Origin of the sequence: Streptomyces sp. NPDC050704 (assembly GCF_040654355.1) — a bacterium.
GTDB lineage: Bacteria > Actinomycetota > Actinomycetes > Streptomycetales > Streptomycetaceae > Streptomyces.
The window spans coordinates 214549-221446 of the sequence record NZ_JBFAHW010000002.1; the positions used below are offsets into that span (position 1 = coordinate 214549).

The following is a 6898-nucleotide window of genomic DNA, read 5'->3' on the forward strand; positions in this document are numbered from 1 at the left end:
AGTCGGGCGTTGACCCTGGCCACTCCAATGCCTTGTACAACAACCGTCAGGGGAGGGCCAGATGACACTCACAGGCCACCAGCAGCATCAGTCGCAGCATGCCCCCGAACTCCGTGCGGCCGCCCGTCACCTCGGTCGGCGCCGCTTCCTCACCGTCACCGGCGCGGCCGCCGCGCTCGCCTTCGCCACCAACCTGCCGACCGCGGGCGTGGCGGGTGCCGCCGAACTCGACGCGGCGAAGATCACCGAGAACCCGTTCACCCTCGGCGTCGCCTCCGGTGACCCGCTGCCCACCTCCGTGCTGCTGTGGACGCGCCTGGCGCCCACCCCGTACCAGGCCGACTCCGGGCTGCCCCAGGAACGCGTCACCGTGTACTGGGAGTTGGCCAGTGACGAGAGATTCCGACGCATCGTCAGACGCGGGACAGCCGCCGCCCACCCCGAGTTCCAGCACTCCGTGCACGTCGAGGTCGGCTACCTCGACCCCGGTCGCGTCTTCTACTACCGCTTCCGGGTGGGCAGTTGGGTCAGCGAGACCGGCCGCACGCGCACCGCGCCCTCGTCCCGGTCCCGCGTCGACGACCTGACGCTGGCCGCGGTCTCCTGCCAGGCGTACCACGACGGGTACTTCACCGCGTACGGCCATCTCGCCGAGGAGGACGTCGACCTGGTCTTCCACGTCGGCGACTACCTGTACGAGTACGCGGTCAACTCCGTCGGCGGCGCCCGCAACTACACCGACCGCGTGCTGCCCGACGTCTTCAACCGGGAGACGATCACGCTGGAGGACTACCGCCTGCGGTACGCCCTCTACAAGACCGACCCCGACCTGCGGGCCGTCCACGCCGCGCACCCCTTCGTGGTCACCTGGGACGACCACGAGACCGAGAACAACTACGCGGACGACATCCCCGAGAACGACGTACCGCCGGAGGAGTTCCTGCTGCGCCGCGCCGCCGCGTACCGCGCGTACTGGGAGAACCTGCCGCTGCGCCGCCCGCAGCGGCCCGAGGGCCCCGACATGCGGCTCTACCGCCGCCTCCTCTGGGGCCGGCTCGCGCAGTTCGACATCCTCGACACCCGGCAGTACCGCACCGACCAGGCGAACGGCGACGGCTGGAAGACGCCCACGCCCGAGTCGGAGGCCGAGTCGCAGACCCTGCCGGGGCTCGCCCAGGAGCGGTGGCTGACCGACGGCTGGAAGCAGTCGAACGCGCTGTGGAACGTCGTCCCGCAGCAGGTTGTCTTCGCCCGCCGCAACCACGCCACCGCCGGCAACACCACCCTCAGCATGGACTCCTGGGACGGCTACCCCGCCTCCCGCGAGCGGCTCCTCGCGGGTGCCGAGGCGGCCGGTGTGGAGAACCTGATGGTGCTCACCGGCGATGTCCACGTGTCGTACGGCTTCGACATCAAGCGGGACTTCGCGGACCAGGGTTCTCGCACGATGGGTACCGAGATCGTCACCACGTCGATCACCAGCGGGCGGGACGGCGCCGCGCGGCCGGCCAACTGGGCGGGGTATCTGGCCGCCAACCCGCACATGAAGCACTACAACGGGCACCGGGGGTATGTGACGGTCGGCCTCGGTCGTGATTCGGCGCGGGTCGATTTCAGGACCGTGCCCGCCGTGACGACGCCGGGGGCTGCGATCACGACCGCCGCGTCCTTTGTTACCGAGGTGGGGGAGCAGGGGTTGAAGCCGGTGTAGTGCTCACGTCGGGAGAGAGAGGGGTGGGGGACTGCGGTGGTTCGTTGGCCGCGGGTTGTCCGTGGCTGGTCGCGCAGTTCCCCGCGCCCCTGAAGGGGCGCGCCCTGGCGGGGCGCGTCCCTCAGGTGGCCGTCTCTCCTGGGTAGGTGACGCCGATTCGGTCACGTACCGCGTCCAGTGTTCGCATTACCGCCAGGGTGCCGTCGAGGGGGACGAGTGGGGACTCGGTCTCGCCGGCGCGGAGGCAGCGCATGACCTCGATGGCCTCGTGTTTGAGGCTGGCACGGGTCGCGTCGGCCGCGGTGAACTCCTCCGGGTCGCGGCCGTCCCGGTGCAGGACGAAGCGGTCGGCGTGGAAGAAGCCGTACGGGATGTCGATGCGGCCCTGGGAGCCGGTGACAGAGGCGGAGGTGGAGGTGCCGCCGACGAGAGAGCAGTGCAACGAAGCGAGAGCGCCGCTCTCCCAGGAGAGCAGCATGCCCGTCTGGAGATCGACGCTCTCGTCGGAGAGCACCGCTCTCGCCATGACCTCCGAGGGCTCCCCGAGCAGCAGCTGTGCGAACGACACCGGATACACGCCCAGGTCGAGCAGCGCCCCGCCGCCCTGCGCCGGATCGCGCAGCCGGTGGCTGGGCGGGAAGGGACCGGAGAGCCCGAAGTCGGCCTGCACCGTACGGACCTCACCGATCGCGCCATCATCGACGAGTGCCTTGAGGCGCCGGATCAGCGGGTTGCAGTACATCCACATGGCCTCCATCAGGAAGCTGCCGCGCTCCTTCGCGAGGTCGACCAGCTCCCGCGCCTCGCGCGCGTTCAGCGTGAACGCCTTCTCGCACAGCACGTTGCGCCCCGCCTCCAGGCACAGCCCGGCCGCCGCCCGGTGCGCCGAGTGCGGTGTCGCGACGTACACGACATCCACGTCCTCGTCCTGGGCGAGGGCGTCCCCCTCCCCGTACGCCCGGGGTATCCCGAACCGCTCCGCGAACGTCTTCGCCGACTCCTCGGTCCGGGACGCCACCGCCACCACCTCGGCGTCCGGCAGATCGACCAGATCCGCCGTGAACGCCGCGGCGATCCCGCCGGTCGCCAGCACACCCCACCGCACGCGTTCGCGTTCGCGTTCCTCAGCCATGCCCGACCTCTCGCTGGTCTCGACCACCTGTCCGAGCTGAGAGCATAGGTGCCGGATTCGACATGCAGGGAAACAGGACAGGGATACAGGAGGGGTACATGTCCGAGCGTCGCCGCACCACGCGGGACCAGGACGACCAGGGCAGCCAGGACGACAAGGAGGGGCACATACCGAGCGCGAGACCTGTCCCGGACGCGGCACCCGCACCCGCACCCGCACCCGCGGCCGCGGCCGCGACCGCGGCCCGGGCGGCAGCGCCATCGGGCGCCCGCCGCTCCGTAGGGCTCCTCGTCACCCTCATCCTCGGCGGTCTCACCGCCGTACCGCCGCTGTCCATGGACATGTACCTCCCGGCGCTTCCGGCGGTCACCGACTCGCTGCACGCGTCCGCCGCCACCGTGCAGCTGACGCTCACCGCGTGCCTCGCGGGCATGGCGCTCGGGCAGCTCGTCGTCGGACCGATGAGCGACAAGTGGGGGCGCAGGCGGCCCCTGCTGGCGGGGCTGCTCGTCTACATCGTCGCCACCGCCGTCTGCGCGTTCGCGCCGACCATCGAACTGCTCGTCGTCTTCCGGCTGCTCCAGGGACTCGCGGGCGCGGCCGCGATCGTGATCGCCCGGGCCGTCGCACGCGACCTGTTCGACGGCGTGGCCATGGCGCGGTTCTTCTCCACGCTCATGCTGATCTCCGGTGTCGCGCCGATCATCGCGCCGCTCATCGGCGGGCAGGTGCTGCGGATCACCGACTGGCGGGGCGTCTTCTACATCCTGACCGCCGTCGGCATCGTGCTCACCGTCATCGTCTGGCGGCTGCTGCCCGAGACGCTCCCGCCGGAGCGGCGGAACAACGGCGGCACCGTCGAAGCCCTGCGCACCATGCGCGGCCTGCTCGCCGACCGCGTCTTCACCGGCTACATGCTCGCGGGCGGCTTCGCCTTCGCCGCCCTCTTCGCGTACGTCGCGGCCTCGCCGTTCGTGATCCAGGAAATCTACGGCGCCTCCCCGCAGACCTACAGCATCCTCTTCGGCGTCAACTCGATCGGCCTGGTGGCCGTCGGCCAGCTCAACGGCAAGATCCTCGTCGGCCGGGTCAGCATGGACAAGGTGCTCATGACCGGCCTCGCGATCATCACCGCCGCGTCGGCCGCGCTGCTGCTGATGGCCACCGGTGTCTTCGGCGAGGTGGGTCTCGTGCCGATCGCCGTCGGCCTGTTCGTCCTCATGTCCGCGATGAGCCTGTGCCTGCCCAACACCAACGCGCTCGCCCTCATGCGCACCCGGCACGCGGCGGGCTCCGCGTCCGCCCTGCTCGGCACCTCCTCCTTCCTCGTCGGCGCGATCGCCTCACCCCTGGTGGGCGTCGCAGGCGAGCACACGGCCGTCCCGATGGCCGTGGTCCAACTGGTCTGTGCACTGGTGGCCATCGGCTGCTTCATGGGACTGTGCCGTCCCTGGCGTAGACAGGCGGACCTGAAGGGAGCGGACAGCTGAGCGCACCGAGACTGCGCCCCGGCACACCGGAACGTGCCGGGCTGGACCCCGATGAACTGGATTGCCTCGTACGGGAGTTGCGCGAACTCACCGGCGGGGACCGGCCCTGGGCCGCGGGCGCCGTGCTGGTCGCCGGACGCGGGCCCGTGATCGCCGTCGAGGAGGCGGTGGGATGGGCGGTGCGGTACTCCGCGTACGACCAGACGGCCGACGCCGGTGTGGAACTGCCGCGCGAGGCCCGGACGCCGATGACCCTGTGCACGCCCTTCGACCTGGCGTCCCTCACGAAGCTCTTCACGAGCGTGGCCGCGGTGCAGCAACTGGAGCGCGGCACGCTCGGCATCGACGCGCGGGTGGGGGCGTACCTGCCGGACTTCACCGCGGCCGCCGAGTACGGCATCACCGTGCGGCACCTGCTCACCCACACCTCCGGGCTGCGACCCGAACTCCCGCTGTACGACTGCCCCGGCGACACGGCGCGGCTCGCCCTGCTGCGGGCCGAGGAGCCGGTGACGGCGCCGGGCCGCGCGTACGGCTACTCGGACCTCAACCTGCTGCTCCTCCAGCACGTCCTGGAACGAATCACCCGGCGACCGCTGGACGTCCTGATTCGGGACGGGATCACCCGCCCGCTCGGGATGACGGCCACCGCGTTCGGGCCGTGCCCGGGCGCGGCCGCCACCGAGGACCAGCGGCGGCCGTGGGCCAAGGCGGACCGGGGGATGCTGCGGGGCGAGGTCCACGACGAGAACGCGTGGGCGCTCGGCGGCGTCGCCGGCCACGCCGGTCTCTTCTCGACCGCGCACGACCTCGCGGTCTTCTGCCGCACCCTGCTGGCGGGCGGCTCGTACGGCACCGCCCGCATCCTCGGCCCCGACTACGTCGAACTCCTCTTCACCCCGCCCGGCCTGGGCTTCGCCCTCGACCAGCCGTGGTTCATGGGCGACCTGGCCGGGCGCGGCGCCGCGGGCCATACGGGCTTCACGGGTACGTCGCTGGTACTGGACCCGGCGACGGACACCTTCCTGGTGCTGCTCGCCAACACGGTGCACCCGCGCCGCCGGCCGCCGGACAACGGGCCCCGGGCGGCGGCGGGGACCCGGCTGGCCCGGGCGGTACGGGGCCCTGACGGGCGCCAGCGCTCGCTGCCGGCTCCATAGAACTGCACGGGCTGCACGGATTGCGCGGGCTGCACGGGCTCCACGGGCTGCACGGGACTGCACGGGCTGCACGGGACTGCATGGGACTGTGCGGGATTTCTCAGGGCTCCGCCGTGACAGAATTTCCTCGTGACCGTCCCCGTTTCCCCAGCTGAGACCTTGCGTGAGGCCCTGTCCGGGCTGCTCGACGGGCTGCCGCCGAAGACGGCCGCGCAGGCCGTCGAGCGGCTGATCGCGAACTACCGGGGGACCACCCCGACCGACGCCCCGATCCTGCGCGACCGCGCGGACGTGGCCGCGTACGCCGCGTACCGGATGCCCGCGACCTTCGAGGCGGTACGGGCCGCGCTGGACGCCTTCGCGGACGCCGTGCCGGACTGGACGCCCGGCAGCCATGTGGACGTGGGCGGGGGGACGGGAGCTGCGACCTGGGCCGTGAGCGCGACCTGGCCCGAGGAGCGGCCGGTGACCGTGCTCGACTGGGCCGAGCCCGCGCTCGCGCTCGGCCGTGAACTCGCCTCGCGGAACCCGCTGTTGAAGTCCACCGAGTGGCGGCGCTCTCGGATCGGAGCGGCGCTCACTATCGAGAGCAGTGATCTCGTCACGGTGTCGTATGTGCTCGGTGAGCTGACCGAGGCTGCCCGTGCGGTTGTCGTGGACGCCGCCGCGACCGCCGCGGCCCCCGACTCCGGGGCTGTTGTGATCATCGAGCCCGGGACGCCGGACGGCTATGCCCGCGTCCTTGCCGCCCGGGACCGGCTGATCGGCGCCGGCTTCCACATCGCGGCTCCCTGTCCGCACAGTGCCGCCTGTCCCATCGTGCCCGGCGAGGACTGGTGCCACTTCTCGGCGCGGGTCAGCCGTTCCTCGCTGCACCGGCAGGTGAAGGGGGGCTCGCTGGCGTACGAGGACGAGAAGTTCAGCTATGTCGCCGCCACCCGTCTTCCGGTGGCTCCGGCCGTGTCCCGGGTCGTACGGCGGCCGCAGATCCGTAAGGGGCAGGTGCTGCTGGATCTGTGTGAGGCGGAGGAGGCCCTGCGGCGCGTGACCGTGACGAAGCGGCACGGTCTTCTCTACAAGGCGGCCCGGGACGCGGACTGGGGCGACGCGTGGCCGCCCCACGGCGTGTAGTCGCCCCCGCCGCCCCTGCCCGTCTCATCCCTGGGGGCTCCGCCCCAGGCCCCGTGTCGTGTGGTGTCGGGTGCGGGTGGGTGGGGGCCGGTCGCGCAGTTCCCCGCGCCCCTGGAGGGCGGGCTGCGCCCTGCCCTCCAGCCCAGCCCGCGACCCCAGCCCGCCCGCGCACCTCCCCAGCCCGGTCCCGGCCCACTCAGCCCGTCCGGCGTTTGAGGACGAGGCCGTTCAGGCCGATGCGGGGGTCTGGGCGTGGACTCGGTGAGAGCCAGCT

Annotated in this window: 5 protein-coding genes; 4 read left to right on the forward strand and 1 reads right to left on the reverse strand. The window is 71.8% G+C overall.

Annotated features, from left to right (window positions below; all coding sequences use genetic code 11):
* Positions 1 to 61: 61 nt before the first annotated feature.
* Positions 62 to 1711, forward strand: a complete 1650-nt coding sequence (locus tag AB0I18_RS01915; RefSeq protein WP_363103365.1) for an alkaline phosphatase D family protein — start codon at positions 62 to 64, stop codon at positions 1709 to 1711.
* A gap of 121 nt (positions 1712 to 1832) precedes the next feature.
* On the opposite strand, the gene AB0I18_RS01920 is transcribed toward AB0I18_RS01915, so the two are convergent.
* Positions 1833 to 2843, reverse strand: a complete 1011-nt coding sequence (locus AB0I18_RS01920; RefSeq protein ID WP_363103366.1) for a Gfo/Idh/MocA family oxidoreductase — start codon at positions 2841 to 2843, stop codon at positions 1833 to 1835.
* Positions 2844 to 2941: 98 nt separating this feature from the next.
* Between AB0I18_RS01920 and AB0I18_RS01925 the strand changes: the two genes are divergently transcribed.
* From AB0I18_RS01925 to AB0I18_RS01935, 3 genes are all read left to right on the forward strand, one after another.
* A complete protein-coding gene (locus AB0I18_RS01925) occupies positions 2942 to 4333 on the forward strand; it encodes a multidrug effflux MFS transporter (protein WP_363103367.1) in 1392 nt (463 codons plus the stop codon).
* Positions 4330 to 5493: a serine hydrolase domain-containing protein gene (locus tag AB0I18_RS01930; protein WP_363103386.1), complete on the forward strand. Its 1164-nt coding sequence runs from the start codon at positions 4330 to 4332 to the stop codon at positions 5491 to 5493. Before AB0I18_RS01925 ends, AB0I18_RS01930 begins: the two co-directional genes overlap by 4 nt.
* Before the next feature lie 129 nt (positions 5494 to 5622).
* Positions 5623 to 6624 carry a small ribosomal subunit Rsm22 family protein gene (locus AB0I18_RS01935; protein ID WP_363103368.1) on the forward strand — a complete coding sequence of 334 codons (1002 nt, stop codon included), beginning with the start codon at positions 5623 to 5625 and terminating at the stop codon, positions 6622 to 6624.
* Positions 6625 to 6898: the final 274 nt, after the last annotated feature.

What these genes read in the sequence shown, in the direction of transcription:
- AB0I18_RS01915 (WP_363103365.1), top strand. Translation starts at nt 62, where the DNA reads ATGACACTCACAGGCCACCAGCAGCATCAGTCGCAGCATGCCCCCGAA.
- AB0I18_RS01925 (WP_363103367.1), top strand. Translation starts at nt 2,942, where the DNA reads ATGTCCGAGCGTCGCCGCACCACGCGGGACCAGGACGACCAGGGCAGC.
- AB0I18_RS01920 (WP_363103366.1), bottom strand. Translation starts at nt 2,843, where the DNA reads ATGGCTGAGGAACGCGAACGCGAACGCGTGCGGTGGGGTGTGCTGGCG.